The organism is Pristimantibacillus sp. PTI5 (assembly GCF_048572955.1).
In the GTDB taxonomy this organism is placed as follows: domain Bacteria; phylum Bacillota; class Bacilli; order Paenibacillales; family Paenibacillaceae; genus Pristimantibacillus.
Genome location: NZ_CP183886.1, coordinates 1,931,347 through 1,954,886 on the forward strand (window position 1 = coordinate 1,931,347; position 23,540 = coordinate 1,954,886).

Consider the following 23,540-nt stretch of genomic DNA (forward strand, 5'->3'; position numbering starts at 1 on the left):
ATTATAACGTGTAACTTAGGTGCCAAAATATGAGCCATAATTTAGAATAGATGCCTCATTTTTTGGATCATGTGCAAAAACCCCCTGCCTGGATTTATTTCTTGGTATACTGAAAGCACAAATTTGAATGGCAAAAGGGGATTGGCATGAGGGCTCTTTTTCCTCCATTTCGACATATTACGCTGCAGCGAAAATTACTTACCTTAGTGATTCCCCTCCTCATTGTTACCGTAGGCATTACCGGGTTATATTCGTATTTTATTGCCTCCGGGGAGGTCGTGGATAAGCTTCGCCAATCCCAATTGAATATGGCGATCAAGACGAAGGACCAGCTGGACTATTTTGCCAAGAGCACATTGAGTTTCTCCAATTATTTGTTTCTGAATCCGACGGTTCAAGGCATGGTTATAAACGGGGATACGCCACAGCGCCGTGATCAGGTTTTCAAAAATCTGCTGCCGCTCATGGTTACCGGTGAATTCATTCAATCGCTCATCCTTTATCCGACCTCGAAGGAGGATGTATCGGGGCAGCCGTTTGCCATTACGCAAACCGGTATTGCAAGCGCTATCAGCTTTGAGGGCTTTTCCAAAACCCGCTATTACGAACGATTGTCGGAGACGCCCTCCGGGCAAATCTGGGATATGTTTTATCCCTCGGATTATATTTTGCCCGGTGACTACCATCATAAAATCGTCTTAATCAAGCCCTACAAAAACTATTATAACTATGCGCGCAGCGGTCTCCTTGTCATCGGAATGGATGCGGATAAGCTGAGCAAAAGCTTGTACCATGGCAATGAGGAGGCTGCACAGTTCATTTTGAATGATCAGGGCATCGTCCTCGCCGCAACGGATATGCAGTGGATCGGCAAGCCCATCACGCTGCTGCCCTTTTTCAACCAGGAGGATACGACGACGATTCATCCTGAACTCGGATTAGCCGTATTAAAGAAAAACAAAAAGTATATCGTCTCCGATTCGATTTCGGATATTACCGGCTGGCATACCGTCGTTATTCAGGATCGCAGCAAGCTGGTGCTTGAGCTGAAGCATATCGGCTCTGTCACGTTCTCCATTATGGCTGTCGTAACACTGATTACGATCATCGTCTCTTGGGTCATCGCCCGCATTATTACGAATCCGATGAAGAAGCTGATGTTTTCGATGAGGGCGCTTCAAACGGGAGATTTTACGCAGCGGGTCCACTTCAACGGCAACGATGAGATTGGCAGGCTTGGACATTTGTATAATACGATGGTTGGACGAATTAAGACATTAATCGATGACGTTTATGCCTCGAGGCTGAAGCAGAAGGAAGCGGAGCTTAAGGCGCTGCAATCGCAAATTAATCCTCATTTCCTCTATAACACCTTGAACATGATCAATTGGAGCGCCGTTCAGAAGGGCGATAAGGAAATATCCGAAATGGTCGTTTCGCTCTCGCAGGTATTCCGTTTAAGCCTCAACAGCGGCAATGACCTGGTAGCGCTCGAGCATGAAATGGAGCTGGTGCGGAATTATTTGTTTTTGCAAAAGAAGCGCTTCACTTCCCGTTTCAATTTCGAGATTGACTTGGAGCCGTCCATCCAGCATTTCCGCATGCCTAAGCTGCTCCTGCAGCCTCTTGTCGAAAATGCCATTATTCATGCGATTGAGCCTTCAGGCGGCAATGGGCACATTCACGTAAGAGCCTACAAAGAAGATTCGCTTATTATTTTTGAGGTATCGGATAACGGTCCCGGCATGCCGGAGGCCCAGGTCCAGCGTTTAAATCAAGCGCCGATGGATGAGTCGATGCAGGCTTTGCAGACGAACGGGCCGCACTCGGGGATGGCGCTCTCCAATATTAAAGAGAGACTCGCTTTATTTTATGAGCATGCGGAATTCGAGATCGTAAGCCGGGAGGGCCTGGGCACAAGAGTCCAAATACGAATCAAACAAGGGGGCACATCAAATGGCGCTTAAAATGATCATTGCAGAGGATGAGCAATCGTTCCGGGAAGGTATTCTTACCCTTGTCGATTGGAAGCTTTATGACATAGAAATTGCCGGCGAAGCAGAGAACGGCCGTCAGGCTTTGGAAATGATCCATAATAACCCGCCGGATTTGCTGCTGACCGATATCCGCATGCCCCACCTAAACGGCCTTGATTTGATTAGGGAAGCCAAAGCCGCAGGGCATGATTTCCGCTCCGTGCTGCTTACCGGCTATGACGAGTTCGAATATGCGAAGGAAGCCATCAAGCTCGGCGTATCGGATTATCTCTTGAAGCCATGCATGCCGCATGATATCGTACGCGTTATTTTGGAATTGAAGCAAAAAATCGAGGCCTCCGAGAATGAGGATAAAGCGGTGAATGCTCTGAACCAAAGCTGGAACCGCAATATCCATCTGCTGAAAAATCAAATATTGTCCCAGTGGATTCAGCAGCCTTTAATGCCGCTTGAAAACCGCTTAAGCGTTATGAACGAGGTCGAGATGGCCCTCCAGTCCGGGAAAATCCAGGTTGGGATTATTCGGATCGATGCAAGCAAGGGGCCTAACGCGGCAGCCTCCAAACGGGATTTAGAGCTCATCCGCTACGCGCTGCTAAATATTACGGGCGAGACGCTTCGCCCTCTATATGATGGGAACCTTGAAGTATTCCGTCACGGCGACGAAATGCTGTGGGTCGGCAATGTACCGGACCATGCCACGCTCGAGGCGATCGGGAGCGCGATGAAGCTGCTGCAGAGCAATCTGGAATCCTATTTAAAGCTATCCATCAGCATATCGATCAGCGCAGCCCAAGCCTCCGTCGATTTTGCCCATATCGGCTATCAAGAAGCGCTTGAGGCGATGGAAGGACGATTCTATCAAGGACGGGGCGGCATTTTCTTTTATGCGGGGGCAGACAAACAACAAACCTCGAAAACCTCCATTCTGGATGATCCTTTCCTTCATCGCATGGAGAAGGAATTACTCGTTTCGCTGCAAAATGAACAGTATGAGCAGACAGTCGATGCCATTGAAGCGAGCATGTCCCATATCCGGAGCAATTCCAGCTATACGAAGGCCGAGGTCCATTTGCGTTCAACAAGCTTGATCCTCGAATTGCAGAAGTTCGCCAAGGAACGCAAGGTCGCCTCTATTGAATGGCAGGACAGCTTCGTAAACTGGATGGAGCAAATCCCTAATATGGAGACGCTTGACGACTGCTCCGTCGTATTGCAAAAAATCGTGCAAAGCATCGTCGAGGCGGTGTCGAACCAGAAGTCGCTTCATCGCACGGTTCACGCTACGATCGAGCTTATCAAACAAAGATATAATACCAATCTCACGCTCGAGCTTGCGGCCAAAGAAACCTTCGTCAGCAATTCTTATCTCAGCTCGCTCTTCAAGCAGGAGCTTGGCGTTAATTTCTTGGATTACCTGCACCAATACCGCGTAGAGCAATCCAAGGAGCTGCTGCGTCAAAGCTATAAAATTTACGCCGTATCCAAGCTGGTCGGCTACCAGGAGGAGCGCCACTTCAGCTCGACCTTCAAGAAATGGACGGGGCTGACGCCGCGCCAGTATCAGAAAAATTACAATGCGGAATGAACAAGCGTAAACGGCTGACGCCGTCCTTGGCGGCAAAAGCTCGTTTCGCGGTGAAATATAAGCATCGTATAAGGTTCAAATTTATACTTTCTTATATTTTGAAAAACGGGCTGTCTCAAGGTTCTATACCTTGCGATTTAGCCCTTTTTTTACAATTTCTCATAATTTGTTAATGAAACAGACTTGTAAGCCGATAAATAGATTAGGTCATTAGGCCTAGCAATTTTACAGCTTCAAGGGGGTTATGCCATGCCGTTTCGTTTCAAATCTAAACTAATGACCATTATGGGCATTTTCAGTATTTTATTGACGCTCAGTGTGTCGCTGGTCGACCAGCATCGTTTAAAAGATAACTTGATAACGGGCTATAAACGAGAATCCGCTTTGGTAGAAGATACGGTCGTTTCCGCCGTCTCGGCTGCAGACAAGGCATTCCAAATTTTTGATCAAGACATTGAGAAAAAAATGAAAACCAACTCCAATGCGCTGCTTCAAAAATATCAAGGCAATCCTGATTTGGCTTCCTGGGACTACCAAGAGCTGAAAAAAGAAGCAGACGGCATGGATATCTACATCATTGATACGACGCATACCATTGTATACAGCAGCTTTGTTATGGATATCGGACTGAGCTTTAAAGGCGAGGGCTCATTTTCCAAGCTTCTGGAGGAGAGGCTGCAAGGGGATCAATTCGTAGCAGACGGGCTCGATCAAGAAACGAATACGGGGAAAATTAGAAAATACAGCTATGTCCCAACCCCCGATCATAAATATTTAATCGAGCTTGGCGTTTATCTGGAAAGCAATCCAATCTTCCAAAGCTTTAATTTTCTCGATATTAGCAGCAGCCTCATTCAAAAATACAGTTATATTAACGACATTACCGTGTTTACGACAACGGGCAAATCGATCGGGAAAATGGGCGAAGACGGAAGATCCCTCGTCGTATCGAGTGAAAATATGCCTGCCTTTAGCAGAGCATTCAACGAAAACAAAGTTCAGGAAATTTCCGGAGTACGGGACGGTTACCCGGTTACCTATCGCTATGTGCCCTATTCTATCGAATATGACGACGCGGCGACCCGTTTTACTGATCAACGCATTATTGAAATCGTTTACAATGAACAGGAATTGCAAAACCAATTGAATCAAAACAAGCAGGTATTCCTGCTTCAGCTTTTAGCAACCATCGCCATAGCGCTCATCATTTCTTACATCATCACTCGGCTGGTAGCAAGACCCATGTACTTAGCTTCCCATGATTTGCTGACGGGACTATCCAATCGAGCGGCTTTTGAAAGCTCTCTTATCGCGAGTATCGAGAAGAACAAGAAGAAACAGAGAAAAACAGCGCTGCTTCACATCGATCTGGATCATTTCAAATTGGTCAATGACACCCTTGGGCATGATGCCGGCGATATCTTTCTAAAGGAGGTTGGGAAAAGAATCCGCTCTGCGGTCACGAGTCCAAATGCCGTGGCAGCACGCTTAGGCGGCGATGAGTTCGTCGTGATTCTGAACCCTATCGAAAATACACAGGAAGCTTTGGATACCGCCAGCCATATTATTGATGAGCTGAAACGGCCTTGCGAAATTCAAGGAATTGATGTCGTAAAAAGCTTGTGTATTACGGCCTCCATTGGAATTGCAATTTCGCCTGAGCACGCCGAGGACTCTGAACGGCTTTATACCTGCGCAGACCAGGCTCTTTACCATGCCAAACGCAGCGGTAAAAACACCTATAGTCTTTATGGCCGCGATACCAAAAAATCAGATCATACGTTAGCGCTGTAAACAAAACAACCTGCACGGGCATAGAGCCGTACAGGTTGTTTTGTTTACGCTTATTCCTTGCATTACACCATTACTTTACAGATATCATTCGTGAACGAAACCGGATCTTGAATCGGCAAGCCCTCGATGAGCAGCGCCTGGTTGTAGAGCAAGCTTGTATAAAGGCTGAGCTTCGCTTGGTCTGTGCCATGGGCATCCTTGAGCGCAGCGAAAATTTCATGGTTCACGTTGATTTCCAGCACCTTGTCCGCTTTCACGTCTTGGCTGTTCGGCATCGCCTTCAATATTTTTTCCATCTCGATCGTAACCTCGCCCTCGGTGGACAAGCACACCGGATGCGATTTAAGGCGTTTTGACGCTTTAACGGCCTTTACTTTATCCTGCAGGATTTCTTTCATTTGCTCAAAGAGCTCTTTATGCTGCTCCTGCTCCTCCGCCGTTTCCTTATCCTTCTCGTCGGCTTCGATGCCTAGATCGCCGCTGGATACCGACTTGAATTCCTTATCCTTGTACTTCGCCACAACCTTGATCGCGAATTCATCAATGTCATCCGTGAAATAAAGGATTTCGTAGCCTTTGTCGGAAACCATCTCCGTCTGCGGCAATCGCTCGATTCTCTCGATCGACTCGCCTGAAGCGTAGTAGATATACTTCTGGTCCTCGCTCATTCTCGACACGTACTCGTCAAGCGTAACCAGCTTCTTCTCTTTGGAGGAGTGGAACAGCAGCAGATCCTGCAGCACTTCTTTATTCATGCCGTAGTCGTTGTATACGCCGAACTTCAGCTGTCTTCCGAAGCCTTTGTAGAAGGTCTCGTATTTCTCGCGGTCATCCTTCAGGATGCCAAGCAGCGCGCTTTTGATTTTGCTGTTGATGTTTTTGGCGATCAGCTTCAGCTGGCGGTCATGCTGCAGCATCTCACGTGAGATATTGAGCGACAGATCCTCGGAATCAACCATCCCTTTAACGAAGCTGAAATAATCCGGGAGCAGGTCCGAGCATTTATCCATAATCAGCACGCCATTCGAATAAAGCTCCAGCCCTTTCTCGTACTCCTTCGTATAGTAGTCGAAAGGCGTGTTCTCCGGAATATACAAGATCGCATTGTAAACGACTGCGCCGTCCGCGCTAATATGCAGATGCTTGATCGGTTTATCGAAGCCGTAACGCTTCTCGAAGTAGAACTGGTCGTAGTCCTCCTGCGTAAGCTCATTTTTGTTTTTGCGCCAGATCGGCACCATGCTGTTGACGGTTTGCTCTTCCTGGTATTCCTCGAATTCGTTCTCGCTGTCTGCCTTCGGACGCTGTCCCTTCACGTCCATCTTGATCGGATAACGGATAAAATCGGAATATTTTTTGATGATCGATTTTAGGCGATATTCTTCCAAATACTCATCGTATTGGTCATCCTCGGTGTTTTCCTTGATGTTCAGCACGATTTCGGTACCTGGCGAAGCCTTCTCCGCCGGCTCGACCGTATAGCCGTCCGCGCCCGTCGACTCCCATTTGAAAGCTTCGTCGCTGCCGAAAGCCTTCGTTGTTACGGTAACGACGTCCGCCACCATGAACGCGGAATAGAAGCCTACGCCGAACTGACCGATAATATTATGGCCGTCCTTCAGCTCGTTTTCATTCTTGAAAGCAAAGGAACCGCTCTTCGCGATTACGCCAAGGTTATTCTCAAGCTCTTCCTTCGACATCCCGATGCCTGTATCTGTAATCGTCAGCGTGCGGTTCGCCTTGTCAGCCACCACTTTGACGTAATAGTCCTCTTTGTTGAACACCAACTGCTCATCGGTTAAGGCTTTGTAATAGAGCTTGTCGATAGCGTCGCTCGCATTGGAGATCAGCTCTCTCAGGAAGATTTCGCGCTGCGTATAAATGGAATTAATCATCATTTCCAGCAATCGTTTCGATTCTGCTTTGAACTGTTTTTTGGACATAGATAGATCCCCTTTCCATTCGTCGATTATAAAATCATTATGGATATGTGACAGGATGGCTTGGCCTAGCTTTGTTAAACCGTCACCCTATATATTAGCACTCAAACTCTCTGAGTGCTAATCCCTCTTTGTATATAACATAAACTATTTTTCGATGTCAACCCGCTTCCTTAAAAATCCATAAAAAGAAGCTGCCCGCAGGTTCTTCACCTTTAGGCAGCCCCATTCCATACTTAAAGCAACTCCTCGTAAAACGGTTTTTTCAGCAGCTCGCGGTAACGATTTTGGTGCGTATAAAATTTTTCTCGGATCGTATTCGCTTCTTTTTCAATTTTAACCACCCTATCGAGTATTTCGGCCCTAAGCTTGGGATCACCCGTTGAGAGCACATAATCGGACAGACCGGCAGATAACCCGAAGTCAATGCATTTGAAACGATAGCCAAGGCTGATAAAGGGAACGCTCGCAGCGGCAGAAAGGCAGCTGGCGTGCAGCTTGAAGTTAATGGTCAGCGTATAGGATTTCAGCTTTTCCAACAGGTCTTCGTGATGGTAGAGCGCAAGATCCAATTCGACGTTTTGGGGATCTCCCAGCTTCGCATATAAACGCTTGCATGCCTCTCTGTCCGGTCCCCAAACGGAGAAGATATTCACGCGGTAGCCCAGATAGGGCGCTTCTCCCTCGCTACACTGCAGTTTGTGCAATGTAATCAGCTTTCTAAGCCGCTGTCTTGCGCTACAGTGTAGTTTGCGCAGCAAAATCTTGGGTTTCAAACAAATTAGCTGGTTAGTGGCGGTTTACGTTGTATTTTCTGCAGCGTAGCTACTTTGATCGGGGTTTAGCAAGGTTTCTGTTGTACTTTCTGCAATGTAGCTCCTACTTGCGGAGTTTATGTAAGGTTTCGGAGTACTTTCTGTATTAGCGGAAGTCTACACTAAAGATCTTGTTCAATGAGGCGATGAGCCGATGTCGCAATAGGATGCGACGCAGCCGGCTCAAGCATCAGGGAGAGCTTGGATAAGCTGCGCAATAGAAAATAAGCTGCCCCGGCAGGCACCATACCTGCGGGACAGCTTATTTTCACTCACCAAATCTGTTATTTGTTATAAATCGCATACATAATGACAGCCGCTTCCGCGCGGGTTGTATGGCCGAGCGGGTTCAGCTTGGAGCCGTCGCCTTTTACGATACCGTTCGCGACAAGCAAAGCGGCGCTATCTGCTGCAAACGGTGCAAGCTGCTTCAAATCCGTAAAGGATTTCAGCTGATCCACGCTGCCTGCTTGCAGCTTTTTGCCGGAAGCGTTTAATGCTCTGGCCGTCATCGCGATCATTTCTTGCCTTGTAATGGCCGCATTCGGGTCAAAAGCGCCGTCCGAGCGGCCTGTCACGATGCCCAGCTTCTTCGCAATGGCAACCGCGTCATAATAGTAAGCATCCTCCACCACATCGGTAAAGCTGCTGCCTTCAACAGCTGCGCTTAGACCGAGCGTATGAACAAGCAGCTTAATAAAGTCAGCGCGCTTCACCTTCTGTGCTGGTGCGTAAGCTTTTGCGGATACGCCGTTTATGACGCCCTTGGAAGCCATCACTTCAATCGCCTGCTTCGCCCAAGCATGCTTGCCTAGGTCATCAAACGATTTGTTCACGAGCACAACGCCATAGCTGCTGAAATGGTTGACCGCAAAGGTTACAGCCCCCTGCGCTTTCACATATTTTCCGCTTGGCACTGCGATAACTTGGCCGGCAGCGTCAACGTACCATACCGTAATATGCTCGCTCACCGGCAGCTCCTCTGCGCTTGGGCTGTAGCGGAGCGATACGTTTACGGCAGCTTCCGGATTGCTCCATTCTGCTTTCACGCCGTTCACGTAAAGATTCAGCTCGACCGCCGGACGGCTGCCGATTGCGCTGCGCGCTTCTTCGCTAAGCTTGGTTTTGTCCGCATTCGCGATCACAAGGGATACGTTTGCCGCATCAGGGGCAAGCGGCTTCAACATATGGCTGGGAACGATGATGGTGCCTGTTCCTGTTTTAATTTCATATCGAACCGTAAGAGCAGCCTCGCTAATCGCTGCCTTCGGCAATTGCACCTCGTAGCCGTTTGCTCCGCTCACACTCGGAACCTCGATGGTAATGGTTTGAATGAAAGCACTTGGCTCTTGCCCAGGCTTCCATACGCCGTCAATCATCGCCTGGCTGATTGCGGTTTTGCCTAAACCGCTTGAAGCATCCAATACCGGTGCCGGTGCGGCAATCGTTTTGCCGCCCGTTTCATTTCCTGAGCCGGTCGGCGCGGTTGGCGCCGGTGTTGCTTCTGGTCCCGGAGTCGGCGTAGGAGTCGGCGTAGGCGGCTCCTCTCCAGGCGTAATCGCATACGTGAACGGTGCGATAAAGCTGTCTTTCATGCCTTCTTTAATTGCGATTGTACGAAGCACGGTCAAATCGTTCAGCTTCAGCGGAGCGCTATAAAGCGTGCCGTTGGTGCGGCTTGGCAGCGAGCCGTCTGTCGTATAGTAGATGGCAGCCCCTTCCGTTGCCGATGCCAGCGTTACCGTTTTTGGCCCATTGTAGGCTCCTGCTTTAAGCGACGCTGTCGGAAGCGCAGTAATACCTGTAATTGGCGCAACCGCCTCCGTTTCCTCCAGCACAATCCAATCCAGATTCGCCCCGTCATTATTGCTTGTGAATTGCAGCGTCTGCGCGCCCTCCGCAAGCTGGACAATGCCGGAAGTTTCTACGTAAGCATCCCAACCGCCGCTTGCGCCTAGCGGCGTAGTCGACAGCTTGCTGCCGTTCACCGACAGCGAGCCGCTTACGCCTCCTTGCGGCGTCGCGTAACGGTAAGTCACTTTATAGAAGCCTGTTTTTGCAATATTTACATCAAAATATAACGAGCCTGCCGCGGCGATAAAGCCCACGTTTTTGAACAGCAGCGTTTCTCCGTTCATGTTGCTTTGAACGGCTGCCGCATCTGCACGGCTGTAGCTTTCCGCTTCGATTTTCATGGCGGTGCTTTGATCCATCACTTGTGCCGCGTGCGTCTCAAAATTAATGCCTCTCAGCTCGTAGCCGGATGCGCCGGATGCGATGCGCAGCTTCTGATCGCCAGCATTCAGCTCCAAAACCACGCGCATTTCTACCACTTGATTATACAAATTCGGTACGGTCAGCGTTTTCCGGACCGCGCCGTTCTGCGCCTCCAGCACGATTCCGTTTACAACCTGGCTGTTTGACGTCACCTTGAAGGTTGCGACGTAGGAGCCGGCTTCCGGTACATTTACCAAATAATCCGCGTAATCGCCTGCATCGATTTGCGATAATTTTGCTGAGCTGCCTGTTCCCGTGACCGCATACCCCTTTAGCCTGTTGAACTCGGCAAGCGAATCAAAGCTCAGCAGATTCATCGGTGTTTTTACGTTTTCGGTTCCCAGCAGAGCTGTTTTTGCCGTTAGCGTCGTTCCGCCCGTTGAATCATCGTAGGCCTGGACAGGAACGTTAACCTGAAGCTCCAGCTCATTGTAATAAACGGTTTCGTTCCAATCCAGCGTCAGCTTCACGCTTGTTGGGCTGAGAAGCTCTGCTCCGCGGAGCGATACGCCGCCTTGCGCTACGGCTGTTCCAGATAAAGAAATCTTATCCAGCTGGTCTGCCGCAAAGCTTCCGCCAGCCAGCGTAAGCATAAGCTCCTTGCCATCCACGCCGTAAGCAACCGCGTTTTCGGACAGCGACAAGGATTCCGCATCATCAACGGCTTTAAAAATAACCCTGGAGCTCATCGTTCCGCCTGCGCCGCCTGCTGCCGCTTCATATACGCTCGCCGTAACGGTTGCCGTACGGTCAGCGTCATAATCGCTGGCCGACGCTCCACCTAAAACCAGCCTAGCCGTATCGTCAGCTTCGCGATAGACACTGTCTACCACCGTTCCCGCAATTCCTTCGATCGACCAATTCGATACCGTTAATTCCTCTTTGTAAATATCATTAAGTAGTTGAACGAATACTTCTTGCCCTGCTTCCGCGCCTTCAGTAATCACAGCCGCATCCGCAAGGATAGCTGGTCCGACAGCCAGCGCGTTCAAATTAAAGCCCTTATCGACGATCCGAACGCGCAGGTTATGAATACCCGCGGTTAAGTTGACGGTATCCGCCGCCGTAGCCCATGAATCCCAGCTAGCGGTTTTTGGCAGCGCAGTCGTAGAAAGTACCCCGTCTCCGATCGAAAGCTCCGCTTTAGCACCCTCATTCGTTGTCGCATAGTGATACGTGATGCCGTAGCTGCCATCCGCCGGAACCTGTACCTGATACTCCAGCCAATCGTTTGGATCTGCGTAGCTCACCGCTGAACCATTTACGAGCACATTTAAAGATGCCTTGAATTTGCTTGCCTCGATAAGTGCAGGGAGCTGAATCGGCTCCGCATCCGCCTTCGAGAACGTAATGCTCTTGATGTTGTAATCGTTTTTGCCAACCGTCATCGTTAATTTATGCGTCCCCTCTGGCAGGGTAACTCTCGTACGTTGATTAGCAAAATATTCCCACTGGTACGTCGTCTGCTTTACCGGAAGCGTAACGAGAGGCTCGCCATCCAGCTTAAAGCTTACCGAGCCGTCCGTTTGGTAGCCGGCCAGCGCCAAATCCAAATCATAGTCGCCCGCTTCCGCGACATGAACGGCATAGTCAAACGAAGCTGTACCCTCTGCCGCGAAGGAGCCGAGGTAACCGCTTGGATTTACCTGGTATTGCCCCTCTGCCGATGCAAAATGCGTTGCGTCGATAGCTGCAGGCACGCTTGAAATCTGCGTACGGTTCCAGCGATAGGTTGCGGTCGATTTCGCCGGAATGACCGCATTGATTTGCAGACCGTCAACCAACACCTTAAACGGCTGCGGATCATTTGTTTGGTTGGTGATAACCGTGACGATTTCTTTGCCGTCCGGGCTTGCAAAAGCAACGTTCGTCACGGTCGAAGCCGATCCGTAGTTGCTGTCGATACGCACATAACCAGGCTTCACGAACTTTGTGTATTGCCCCATCAAGTAATACTCGGGCAGTAGCCAGTAGTTATCTGGATTCGAGGAATCCTGCACCACCGGTGTCGGATCAGGAATCCCCACCCATTGATGAGTCGAAATATCGCTATCCAGCATCGTAACCCAGCTGTTATAGCTCTTTGCATAATTGCGGAAATATTGCGCGATCCGGTCGGCGCCTGCGGTGCCCCAGACGGCCCGCTCCGTCAAATATACGCTTTTTTCCGGGAACAGCTTATGAAGCTCCGTCATCATGGACAGCTCGCCGCCGTAATCATGGAATGCCGTTCCTTCGATCGCATCGTAAGCGCCATCCACGGGATTACCGAGAATTTGCGCCGGATATGCCATCGTATCACCCGGATTATGGTCGAACATCCACAGCTTCACGTTTTTGATCTTGGCATTGCCGTGCTGATCCAGCTTCGCGCGCAGCAGCTTCGCAAGCCTTGATGCTTGCTGCCATGACATGGCCGTGCTCGGATAATCAATTTCGAGAAGCGGCTCGTTTTGCAGCGTCATGCCTTCGAAGTAAATACCCCGCTCCGCGTAAGCCTCAAGATACTTCACGTAATAGGAAGCGAGGACCGGGAGATACTCTTCCTTCACCTGCCCTCTAACCATACTGTCGGTTGTTTTCATCCAGCCCGGAGGGCTCCATGGCGAGGCAAAGAACTTCAGGTCCGGATTGATCGCTTGCATCTTCTTAACCGTTCCGATGATGCCGAAATCAATATCCTTCTGAATCGAGAATTTCTTAAGCTCGACATCGGTCTCGCCCGCCGGCAAATCATCATAGGAATAAAACTTTTGTGCCGTAAAATCCGATGTTCCTATGGTCAGACGGATCATGCTCATGCCGATGCCGCTATCCTTGTCGATTAGCTTGCGAAGCAATTCCGTCTGCTTCTCGGGCGACATTTTGACCAGATTATGAATCGTTGCTTCTTCCATCGAAGATCCGATACCGAGCATCGTTTGGTATTTCTCGTCCGGATCAATCGTAATCGTCGTTGCCTCTCTGTCACTCGGGAGCGTCAGGTCAAGATTTGCTTGCTTCTCCAGCTTCTTGTCCCCATCCAAGTAACGGTCGGCGTAATACCATTTGCGGTCACCTGCGTCACGTTCGCTCGAAATCCAAGCTTCAACAGCCCCGTTAATCAGCGCAGGCTCATTTCCTCCGCCATTCCCCGGATCTGTCGTGCCGCCGCCGCCGCCGGCTGGCACATCACCCGTGCGGGTGAACTCCACCCAGTTAAAGTTGATATCGCCCGCAATAAACTCTAATCTTAGCTTTTGCAAGCCGGCTTTGCTCAGTACGATGTTTTCGACCTCGGCCGTTTGCCAGTTCTGCCAGCCGCCGGTTGAGCCCACATTCAAGGTACCCGCCGTTGCTCCGTCTTCCGTCTTCACATTGATGCCAGTCGCGCCGCCGTTGCCTGCATAACGGAAAGCCGCTTTATAAGTGCCTGGCTCACTCACCCTAACGGTGTAATCCAGCCACGCGCCTCCAGAAGTCCAACCCACGTTTTTGCCGCCGCCCGTATCCTGCGTATCCTCCGTGTTCAAACCGCTGCTCTTCGCCGCAAAAGCCTCGGCCTCAATTTTGCCCGGTACCGGCAGTGACGGCAGCTCCGGCTGAACCGGCTTAGCCGGCAATGCTGGCGTAGCTTGGCCGCTTGTTAAGCCATAACCGATAGGGAACAGCAGATTCGTGCTATCCTCAGTCGTAATCGGATAATTGGTCAAATAGAATGGCCACTTGATCGGATTTTTCCCTTTGAATTCTTGATCCCCAATCAACACATCCGCAACGCCCTGCCCTTCCGTGCCCGGCAGCCAAGCTGCTACAAGCGCATCCCAGTCGTCCATTTGGTCCGCGATCGTGAGCGGACGGCCGGATACGAGTACCACGATGACAGGAATGTTCGGATCGGCTGCCCGAATGTTCGCAATCGTCGCCAAATCTTCTTCATCCAGATTGAGGCTGGTCCGGTCTCCCGTTGTTTCCGCGTAAGGCGTCTCGCCTACAACCGCGATCGCGGCATCATACCCCGCCGCTCCCCGGCCATGCTTGTTGTAGGTTACCGTTTTGCCCGCGCCGGCAGCCTCTTTCAGTCCTTCGTATATCGTCGTTCCGGTCGTTATCGCCCCGGAAGCGCCCTGCCATGTAATCGACCAGCCGCCTGATTGGTTGCCGATATCGTTCGCGTTTTTGCCCGCTACGAAAATCTTGTCCATGTCCTTGATCTGAGACATGATCGGCGAACCGTTCACGACGTCATTTTTCAAAAGCACGAGCGACTCCGCAGCCGCTCGGCGCGCCAGCGCACGGTGCTCGTCTGCGCCGAGGTAACCTGCCAAATCGGCATCCGTCTTCGGATTTTCGAACAGGCCGGATGAAATTTTCACCTTCAAAATACGCAGCACGGCATCGTTCAAACGCTCCTCCGAAATGCTGCCTTCCTTCACCAGGTTAATCAAATGATTGAGGCTGGCTTTCCAATCGCCTGTCAGCATGAACATATCCACGCCGGCGTTAACCGAAGCGAGCAGCTGGTTTTTCAAACCGCTCACCGCCTTGCCATCTTGATCACGGGTAATTTGCTGAATGGCATTGTAATCCGAGATAACAAAACCCATAAAGCCGAGCTCACCCTTGAGCACATCGGTAAGAAGACGCTTGTTCGCATGCATCTTCAAGCCCTGAATGCTGTGGTACGAAGCCATGACCGTTTGCACGCCGGCATCTACCGCTGCCTTGTACATCGCCAAGTCGCTAGCGAGCAGCTCATCCTCCGTGTACTTCGTCACATTCCCTTGGTTCGTTCCGTCATCCGTATAGCCTTCGCCGATAAAATGCTTCGCGGCGCCAACGACATGGGTCGTTTGGCTGCGCTCGGCAGCTGTTTCTCCTTGCAGCCCCTTGATATATGCCGCGCCCAGCTCCTTGGAGATCGCTTGGCTGCCGCTGTAGCCTTCATAGGTACGGCCCCATCGGATATCCTGCGGAGCGGCAATGGTCGGCGCAAAATCCCAATTCGCGCCCGTCGAACGAATTTCCTTCGCGGTTGCGGCGCCGATCTGCTTGACGAGCTCCGCATTGTTCGCTGCTCCGAGACCGATATTATGCGGGAACAAAGTCGCTCCCTTCACATTGTTGTGGCCATGGACCCCATCCACGCCGTACAAAAGCGGAATGCCAAGCCTCGTTGAGAGCGCCCCGTCCTGATAGCTGTCTATGAGCGTCTGCCAATTCTCGCGCGTGCTGTCCTGCTGCTTGCCATTCGGGAAGGAACCCCCGCCGCTCAGCACCGAGCCGATAAAATACTGCTTAACCTCCTCCGGCGTAATATTGCCCTTCTCCGGCTGTATCATTTGTCCTGCACGTTCCTCTAGTGTCATTCTGGCAAGCAAATCCGTTGCTCGGGCATCTACGCTTTTGGACGGATCCAAATACGCCGGAAGCCCTTCTCCGGACTGCGTCAATGGCGTCGCACCGACCGAAAAAAGGCTCGTCATTAGCGATACGACCAAAAGCATTGCCGTCATCATCGACATCTTTCTTCTCAAACCAAACCCTCCTCAAAACTTTAATAGCCGTCTCAAGGCTGCAGCCGTTCACTACCGGAAGGCATCCGCAGACGAGATTACCTACAAGTATAAAATTGATAGGGCTTTGAAAATATGGCGCATTCTTGTGATTATGTGCGTTGTTTTTTGGCAATTTGCAACCGGTTCCGCCGATCGCTTCGATATCGCTTAAGCAGGAAATCGAGTTCTCTTTTCGAAGGAAGAGGGCTTTATGAAAAATGCGTATAAAAAGACTTTTTTCCGCAAAATTTGCTAATTACCCCCATAAGTATTTACAATAGAGGTATACCAAAAAAATTCCAATACGGGAGGCTGAACAAAATGAGTTCATTTACATCATGGCTGACAAGTACCAAACAAGGCCTAACTGATCAGGTCAAAAAACTAAAAAATAAAGATTTCTTGGATGCAGTCGTTGCAGGCTGTGCCATCGTAGCAGGAGCAGACGGCTCCATCAACGCGAACGAAAAGCAAAAAATGACAGGTTACATCAGCCGCAGCGAAGAGCTTAAGGTTTTTGATATGAGCGAAGTCATCAACCGTTTCAACCACTTTGTTGGCAATATAGAGTTTGACGGCATGATCGGCAAGCAAGAAGCGCTCAAAGCGATTGCAAAATACCGCAATAAACCGGAAGTTGGCCGGGTAATCGTAGGAGTGTGCAGCGCGATCGGCGCGGCAGACGGCGATTTCGACGCGAGCGAGCAAGCTGCCGTACGCGATATCTGTACGACGCTTGGACTGAATCCGAGCGAATTCAACCTATAATGCGCTAACGACGCAAAAGAACCTCCGGCACCGCTGCGAAAGCGGGACCGGAGGTTCTTTGTATGCGCCTATTAGGTTAATGCGACCTTTCGGATGCAGGCAGCTTTAAGTTAGGCCTTGCTGCGGAACGCCTCATTGTAGCAGCGCCTGCAGACCGGCTTGTAATCCTCATTGCCGCCGATCTGAATTTGCGCGCCGGCATTCATCGGCAGCCCGTCATTAAAGCGAATGACCATCGTTGCCTTCCTGTCGCAATACCAGCAAATGGTCTTAATTTCTTCAATCTTATCTGCTTGCACGAGCAGATTATAGCTGCCTTCGAACAGCTGGTTCTGAAAATCATTTTTTAACCCGAAGGCCATGACAGGAATGTTAAGCTCGTCCACGACCTGGGTCAGCTCCAGAATATGATGTTTCTTCAAAAACTGCGCCTCGTCGATAAGCACGCAATAAATTTTGGACGGCACCGCTGCCGCGACATGTGCCTTCACGCTCTCATATAGGTTCGTATTCTCCTGGACTGGTATCGCATCCCGCTCGAAGCCTACGCGGGAGCCTACGCGATCAACGCTCCCCCTTGCGCTGACGGACGGCGAATAAATGAGCACCTGCTTGCCTTGTTCCTCGTAGTTATGGGCGACTTTAATGATTTCAAAAGATTTGCCGCTGTTCATCGTGCCATATTTGTAATAAAGCTGTGCCAATCCAATCTCCTCCAAAAACAGTTCAATGCTCCTATTATACAGGAAGCGGCGGCGTTATTGTATCGCCATAAGCCTTGACTTCGCCTCGCCGTAGGCTTTGACGATTTGCTGTATTTTTTGGAATTCGGGATCGGTTGGACCTAAATCAGCCATGAACATCCGGTGTAAAATTTGATTGTACATATTTTGACGCGCTTCGATTAGCCCAAGCTCCATCCGAATCAGGTCCTCCAGTTCATTTTCCTCGATTAATTGATCGATATCGACGTCTTCATGATTAGAGGGGCCACGCTGTTCATCGAACAGCCGGTCCGAGCCTCGTCCAATCCGGGGAAGCTCCTCGTATTCCTCTTCATACTCCGGCTCCTTTCCCAGCGGAATCGATGTATTCAGCTCCGATAAAATAATGCCTTCTTTGGCCAGCATAACCTGAAAGGGTCTATGCTGAATCAGATCAGTGATGACAAGCCTGCTCATATCCTTGTTGCGGATGAGGGATGAATCGAACGGGTGTAGCACCCACTGGCCTTCCCGGTTAAACAGGTTGAAGGTAAACCATTCCCCGCCATATATAAACCGTATATTGATATTGGTCTCCGAAATAATTTCATAGGTAAACTCCAAATGGAATACCTCCGATCCGTCAGTATAATTTCTTACTATTATACCAAATCAGAGATAAACGAAACTAGCGATTACTTCATCTCTTGCAAAATCGCTTCCGTTCGTTCCGAGCTAGCAACGACAATCAACACGATAATGAGCGCTGCCAGGGCTATACCGCCAATCATAACAGGATCACCTCTTTTTTTCTTTAAAGCTATGCCGGTGATCCTTGGATTATGTGCGCTTCATACGGCATTCGGACGATAAAATAATATACGGGGGCCTTAAGAGAGCCGTGAGTAAAGGCGACTCGGTCAGTAAAAATATTAGGCCCCGTATTTGACGCGTTCCTGCTAGACAGCATCGAGAGGCACGCTAACGTTAGCTGGCCCCGTTAACGGCCCACAGAATAAAAAAAACAGCGGCCGTCAGGACTATAAATTCAAGTCCCTTGCGGTCGCTGTGCGTTTTTTTCGTGTGCTTTATATGGCGGGCTTCTATTCCAAAAAGCCCTTGGCTGCCGATGGCGGCAGCTCTGTCTGTCCAGCCGCAGAGCCGGCTTGAATGCCAAGGCGTTGTCCAACCTTTTGGTTGATTTGGGTCATCTTCTCCGTTTGCTGCGAGACGGTTTGAATGATCTGGCGGTTGGAATTCTCGTATTTATCCATCGCTGAGAAGAGATCCGTCATCGCCCGCTCTACAAGCTCCATGCTCATGGCCGGCTTAGTCAGCGCTTGGTTCGCTTTCTCGCTGGTCTCGTTCAAGAGACGAGCATTCTCGGCAAATTGGTTGCCCAGCATCTCATTCGTGGAATTGACCGCTTCGATCGCTTTCATCTGATCGTCAATCGCGCTGGCAATCAATACGGATACCGACATCAAATGCTGCGTTTTATCAATCGAGCTGTCGAGCGCGTCCATCAGCTTATCATTCGTGTCATTAATAATATCGGTTGCCGCAATGGCCTGCTGATAAAGCATAATCATTTCCGTGTACGTCTGAAGCTTCGTAACCACTTTCCGAAGCCCGCGCTCCAGATACGTTTTCCGGTGTTCATTCTCCGGCTTTGCGATCTCGTCCTCGAACATTTTTTTGAGACGGTTGCCGTATTCGACAAGCAGCTGGAGGTCATAGACGTTGTCTAGGCTGCTGCGCTTAAGGTTTCTCATATGCACAACGTTCTCTTCGAGATTGTCGCGGCCGTCGCGCAATGATTTCACGATAACCTGCACGTTCGACTTAGCGGATTGGTATTTGTAAATATAGGCCTTCATCGGAGCCTTGCGCAGAAGCTTCTGCACGAGCGTAAGCTGTTTGCTTCGGCTCAAATCCTCCACCTCGCTGCGCAGCTTGAGCATATTGTTCGCAACCTCGGAGCGCTTCCCTGACATTAGATCCGACAGCGGCCGCTCCAGCATGGTTAGCGTCTGACCCGAGCGCTCCAGCGTCTTTTGGCCTTTTTTCGTAATTTCATCCATCAGCGTGTCCAGATGCATCGCATCCGTTGTCGCTACCTTCTGCATCGTAACTTGCACTTCTTGCTCCAGCTTCTGGAGATCTTCACTTTTCAATTGCACGAGTTGTTGTGACACGGCTTATTTCCCCCTTATATTAGTCGGTAAGGCGATAACGTTGTTGAATTAATTCAGCCTTCGTACGCAGCTCCATCAGGTCCTTCTGTTCAATCGTTTTCGTATAAAAGGTTAGCTTCGAATCCACGTCCTTAATGCCATCGAGCAAAAGCCGCCTATTCTGGCGTTTCGCTTCGCCGCTTAACCGCAGAAAGGGATTAATCGTCGAGTTCAGATCCTTCCTCACCAGCCGAACGATATTGTGGTTAATGCTGGCGTCGCCAAGCTCGACTAAATCGGGAATCAACCGATTTAGTCGAGAAAGCAAAGCAAGCGTCTTCTGCACGATTTCATCGTCTAAATTGTTTTGCTTGCCTTCGAGTAAAATCATATCTTCGATAATTCCGATGTATTCTAGCGCAGAAGCCAGCTCTGGATCCAATACCGGCTGCGTGCTGGAAGCTGCCGGAACAGCTTGTACAGCCTGCGGCACTGGAGCTGGTGATACGGAACCTGCGCCTTGCTGTTGGATTGGCGGGTTTTGCGGTCTGTGCTGCAGCTCGGGCTCGCGCGAGCTCTCGTTGATTTCTTTCCTGCCGCGCTGCCTTAATGACAGGGCGACTAACAAACCGACAGCGGGTATGGCAATCGCTATATAGGGAGAAGTAACCCAATAAACAACAAGTCCGACTGCATAGGTGCCGACCGCGATGCCTAAGGTTTTTTTCATGCCACTCATTGCTGCACCTCCATGTTAAGCTTGCATAGTACGATGTTTATACGCGTTGGCTTTATCTAATTATCTCGTTTTTGGTACATAGAAGTCAATTTTTAAAATAGACCATCCGTTATTGTTGCATGCTGGTTTATAACCATTCTCCCTCCGATATTTTAGAATGATCTCCTGCTATTAATAACGAGGCTTTCTTTCACTAAGTTAACGCCTGAGAGCGTCATACCTCATACCTCCTTGCAAAAAATAAAAAGCGCGCATAAATATCGCGCGCTGCTTCCATCAACTAAGCCAATAATTTCTGTATCGGCTCCCAATAGTTCGTATGCCAGCCGGATGCGATATGCTCGCCTTGCCCCTCTGGGAAACCGATATGTCCATCACAGTTTCTGTGCCCTTGCTCCTTGAAGCATGAGGGCATTGTAAGCAGAGCCGATCATAAATAAAAAAAGCTGTCCTCCGTCAGTTCTTCTGACTTGTTGGACAGCTCTTTTTATTTAACTATTTAAACGGACTGCTAGATTATCGCCAATCGGAAACAATTCCCGTCCGTTTTCATAATAAATGCAATTCCATTCTTTGTATGGATTTGTATCTAACATCGCTACGATTTTCACAGCTGTTTCCTTTAGTTCAATAATTGTAAGGTTAGAATCTTCTTCGGCATTCAACAGCCTCTTCTTTGCGGAAAAGTACATTTCCTTAGACTGTTCTGCATCGAAATCGACGGAATAAAATCCCATGATTTCCTCTTCCATACGCTCGAAACTAATAATTCCGGAAGAACTAAGGGGTAATATCGTTTTAGCCGCATTTATTCGCCATAAATCAATGACTTGCCCGACAGGCAGACCAAGTGTCTTATGATCATCAGTCCATCCTAGTGTTGCCAAAAATGCGGCATACCCAGCTGAATTCCAGTAAATTGTGCCCGCCTTTAACCCGCCGGCTGCTTCCACACTTATATCATATCCATTGCTGTGAGGCTCTTTCCAAACCACAATATCATCTTTCTCAAAAACCTGGACATATCCCGCATCCGTGCATCCGGAACTGAAGCATTCTCCACAAATATCGATCTGAATAAGTTCTTTGCTGTCTAAGGTAAAAGGCAGGTTCTCGGATACAAATATACCGTTAAGCTTTAATTTGTTACTGCGTATGCCGTTTAATCCCGCGGATGTGAGGGCCGAACGCCATGGAATCAATTCAAATATTTTGACCCTCATCATTTTCCCCTTCCTTTAGACCGCCTTATTTGCAATCGTTATCTTTAAGTGGAATTCTGTTAGCTAAAAGATTCCGTCATTTTTTTACCTTTAACGAATTTACTAAATAAAAATCGAACTAGCGGTCCCATAATGATAAGCTGCAAAGGAAAAGCAAAAATAAAATTATTAAAAACGAAAGAGAAGTAAGTTTCAAGTAATGGTTTTCCCGCCAAGCCGTTAGAAAAGTAAGCAGTTACCAAGCCATAAAGTGACATACAAAGAACCATTCCGATCACCATGCAAAATGAAATGGATAAAATCACAAATGCCTTTTTTGATTTATCATAAGGTAAGGACAAAGCTATTTTCTTTGCCACTGGACCTACAATAAATAATTCTAACAAGAAAGCAATTATAAAGCCAAGAACGAATTGCATAAGCAATCCTTGCAAGGGTATCGTTCCGATCAAGCCATTTCTAATTAAATTATAACATGTCATGACTACGACCATCCCAAAGCACATCATCATCCCAAAATAAAAATCTTCTTTCTTAGTTGTTGGCAATTTCCATCTTCCTTTCTTTTTCCCTTTGCTATTATAGAGGCAATGGAAAGCTCTTCATAAGTGAACAGTCTGTGAACATTTTGACATAGAAGTCTTCAACAAAAACGAAGGGCTGCCTCACGGCAGCCCTTTCGTGTTTATCTATTGTGTCCGTTAGTCGAATAGCTGACAGTACCTTCTGACCCTTGTTTCGCATTTTTTGCGGAATTCAAAATAAATACTCCCCCGACTATCAATAATATCCCTATTAACGTAACTAGCGTAAACGGTTCCTTCCATAGCAGTACTCCGATTAATGCAGTTAAGACCGTCCCGGCACCTGACCATATCGCATATGCCGTACCCAATGATACGGTTCTTACGCAAATGGAAATCGAATAAAACGCGATTCCGAAACCTGCGACGAAACCAATGGATGGCAATATATTTGTAAAGCCTTCCGAAAATTTAAGCATAGTACTGCCAAATACCTCTCCGATAATGGCTATTGCTAGTGCTATATATCCCTTCACGCCATGCCCCCCTTTGATAACATTTTAATGACTGCCCCCGGCAAGGTTCATCATTACAACGCCCCCGATAATTAAGACCATACCCAATAGTTTCTTGTAGTTAAAAAGCTCTTTATACAGGAGAACACCTATTAATGCAGTCAAAGAGGTTCCGACTCCCGCCCATATTGCGTAGGCTGTTCCTAACGGAAAAACCTTCAGAGCCAGTGATAGACTATAAAAAGACAAGATATATCCAATGACCAGAAACAGGGATGGAAGCCGATTTTTAAAGCCATCTGACAATTTCAGCATAGAACTGGCAAAAACCTCAGCTACTATAGCGACCGCTAAAAAAATATATGCATTCAAAATGGGCTTTCCCCCTTATCTCTTAGTCATATTTGTTAAATACGTTATTACCTTTTTCCGTAATTCACTGTTCAAATCCCCCACCTCAAATATTTCAGAAAACCATAATCCATCAACCGCTAATCGAACGATGGTGGCGAGCACCGGATCAATTCCGTCATTTTCAATTTTCTTTTGCCAGTTTGAATACTCGTTTTGCAGCTTTAGCAGTAAATCCGGATTAGTAAACAGTGATGCGATAATGGCTGTATTTAGTTCGTTTCCATTTCCGCTTTTATCATCAACGAAAGTTGCCTCAATATAAGCACGGCTCCACTTGCCATCACCGGCTGCATTTGCCGCCCTTTCATTCATGTTCGAAACAAAGTCGTTCGTTGACTCTTCAACCATTGCAGATATTAGCGCCTGCTTGTTGGGAAAATGGTGGAGTAAACCGCCTTTACTGATTCCAGCTTCTTTCGCAACTGCCTCAAGCGTAAGTTTTTCAGCACCGAGCGTTTTTATGATAGATGAAGCAGCAGATAAAATAAGATTACGTTTTGAATTACTGTTCATAATTTTCACCTCGTA

Annotated in this window: 16 protein-coding genes; 4 read left to right on the forward strand and 12 right to left on the reverse strand. The window is 48.7% G+C overall.

Translation table 11 applies throughout. The features are described 5' to 3' along the window. Positions 1-146: 146 nt before the first annotated feature. The 3 genes from ACN6MW_RS08590 to ACN6MW_RS08600 all read left to right on the forward strand — a co-directional run bounded on the left by ACN6MW_RS08590 (position 147) and on the right by ACN6MW_RS08600 (position 5,379). Positions 147-1,967, forward strand: a complete 1,821-nt coding sequence (locus ACN6MW_RS08590) for a sensor histidine kinase (protein ID WP_419875096.1) — start codon at positions 147-149, stop codon at positions 1,965-1,967. Continuing rightward, entirely contained in the window at positions 1,957-3,585 is a 1,629-nt protein-coding gene (locus ACN6MW_RS08595) for a response regulator transcription factor (protein ID WP_419875097.1), read from the forward strand. The genes ACN6MW_RS08590 and ACN6MW_RS08595 overlap by 11 nt, the downstream gene beginning before the upstream one ends. A 249-nt stretch (positions 3,586-3,834) precedes the next feature. Continuing rightward, entirely contained in the window at positions 3,835-5,379 is a 1,545-nt protein-coding gene (locus tag ACN6MW_RS08600) for a diguanylate cyclase domain-containing protein (protein WP_419875098.1), read from the forward strand. 62 nt (positions 5,380-5,441) lie between these two features. Here ACN6MW_RS08600 and htpG read toward each other — a convergent pair whose 3' ends face one another. From htpG to ACN6MW_RS08615, 3 genes are all read right to left on the reverse strand, one after another. Further along, complete coding sequence (gene htpG, locus ACN6MW_RS08605) at positions 5,442-7,322, reverse strand: molecular chaperone HtpG (RefSeq protein ID WP_419875099.1); 1,881 nt, start codon at positions 7,320-7,322, stop codon at positions 5,442-5,444. A gap of 233 nt (positions 7,323-7,555) precedes the next feature. Then, complete coding sequence (locus ACN6MW_RS08610) at positions 7,556-8,026, reverse strand: hypothetical protein (RefSeq protein ID WP_419875100.1); 471 nt, start codon at positions 8,024-8,026, stop codon at positions 7,556-7,558. 392 nt (positions 8,027-8,418) lie between these two features. Beyond that, entirely contained in the window at positions 8,419-15,927 is a 7,509-nt protein-coding gene (locus tag ACN6MW_RS08615) for a glycoside hydrolase family 3 N-terminal domain-containing protein (RefSeq protein WP_419875101.1), read from the reverse strand. Positions 15,928-16,269: 342 nt separating this feature from the next. Here ACN6MW_RS08615 and ACN6MW_RS08620 point away from each other — a divergent pair, with 342 nt between their 5' ends. Beyond that, positions 16,270-16,716 carry a tellurite resistance TerB family protein gene (locus tag ACN6MW_RS08620; RefSeq protein WP_419875102.1) on the forward strand — a complete coding sequence of 149 codons (447 nt, stop codon included), beginning with the start codon at positions 16,270-16,272 and terminating at the stop codon, positions 16,714-16,716. A gap of 110 nt (positions 16,717-16,826) precedes the next feature. Here ACN6MW_RS08620 and ACN6MW_RS08625 read toward each other — a convergent pair whose 3' ends face one another. The 9 genes from ACN6MW_RS08625 to ACN6MW_RS08665 all read right to left on the reverse strand — a co-directional run bounded on the left by ACN6MW_RS08625 (position 16,827) and on the right by ACN6MW_RS08665 (position 23,525). Beyond that, on the reverse strand, positions 16,827-17,420 hold the full coding sequence (locus ACN6MW_RS08625; RefSeq protein ID WP_364145573.1) for a thymidine kinase: 594 nt from the start codon (positions 17,418-17,420) through the stop codon (positions 16,827-16,829). A 54-nt stretch (positions 17,421-17,474) separates the two neighbouring features. Beyond that, positions 17,475-18,044: a hypothetical protein gene (locus tag ACN6MW_RS08630; protein ID WP_419875103.1), complete on the reverse strand. Its 570-nt coding sequence runs from the start codon at positions 18,042-18,044 to the stop codon at positions 17,475-17,477. A 479-nt stretch (positions 18,045-18,523) separates the two neighbouring features. After that, complete coding sequence (locus tag ACN6MW_RS08635; protein WP_419875104.1) at positions 18,524-19,618, reverse strand: toxic anion resistance protein; 1,095 nt, start codon at positions 19,616-19,618, stop codon at positions 18,524-18,526. 19 nt (positions 19,619-19,637) lie between these two features. After that, positions 19,638-20,336 carry a hypothetical protein gene (locus ACN6MW_RS08640; protein ID WP_419875105.1) on the reverse strand — a complete coding sequence of 233 codons (699 nt, stop codon included), beginning with the start codon at positions 20,334-20,336 and terminating at the stop codon, positions 19,638-19,640. Between the two features lie 491 nt (positions 20,337-20,827). Beyond that, on the reverse strand, positions 20,828-21,562 hold the full coding sequence (locus tag ACN6MW_RS08645; RefSeq protein ID WP_419875106.1) for a hypothetical protein: 735 nt from the start codon (positions 21,560-21,562) through the stop codon (positions 20,828-20,830). Positions 21,563-21,618: 56 nt separating this feature from the next. Next, positions 21,619-22,107 (reverse strand): hypothetical protein, encoded by a 489-nt coding sequence (locus tag ACN6MW_RS08650; RefSeq protein ID WP_419875107.1) that lies wholly within the window; start codon positions 22,105-22,107, stop codon positions 21,619-21,621. Positions 22,108-22,244: 137 nt separating this feature from the next. Beyond that, the gene (locus ACN6MW_RS08655) at positions 22,245-22,619 is read right to left on the reverse strand and encodes a DMT family transporter (RefSeq protein WP_419875108.1); all 375 of its coding nucleotides are present in this window, start codon (positions 22,617-22,619) and stop codon (positions 22,245-22,247) included. Between the two features lie 24 nt (positions 22,620-22,643). Beyond that, the gene (locus tag ACN6MW_RS08660) at positions 22,644-22,970 is read right to left on the reverse strand and encodes a DMT family transporter (RefSeq protein WP_419875109.1); all 327 of its coding nucleotides are present in this window, start codon (positions 22,968-22,970) and stop codon (positions 22,644-22,646) included. Between the two features lie 15 nt (positions 22,971-22,985). After that, positions 22,986-23,525, reverse strand: coding sequence for a TetR/AcrR family transcriptional regulator (locus ACN6MW_RS08665; RefSeq protein ID WP_419875110.1), 540 nt, complete (start codon positions 23,523-23,525; stop codon positions 22,986-22,988). Positions 23,526-23,540: the final 15 nt, after the last annotated feature.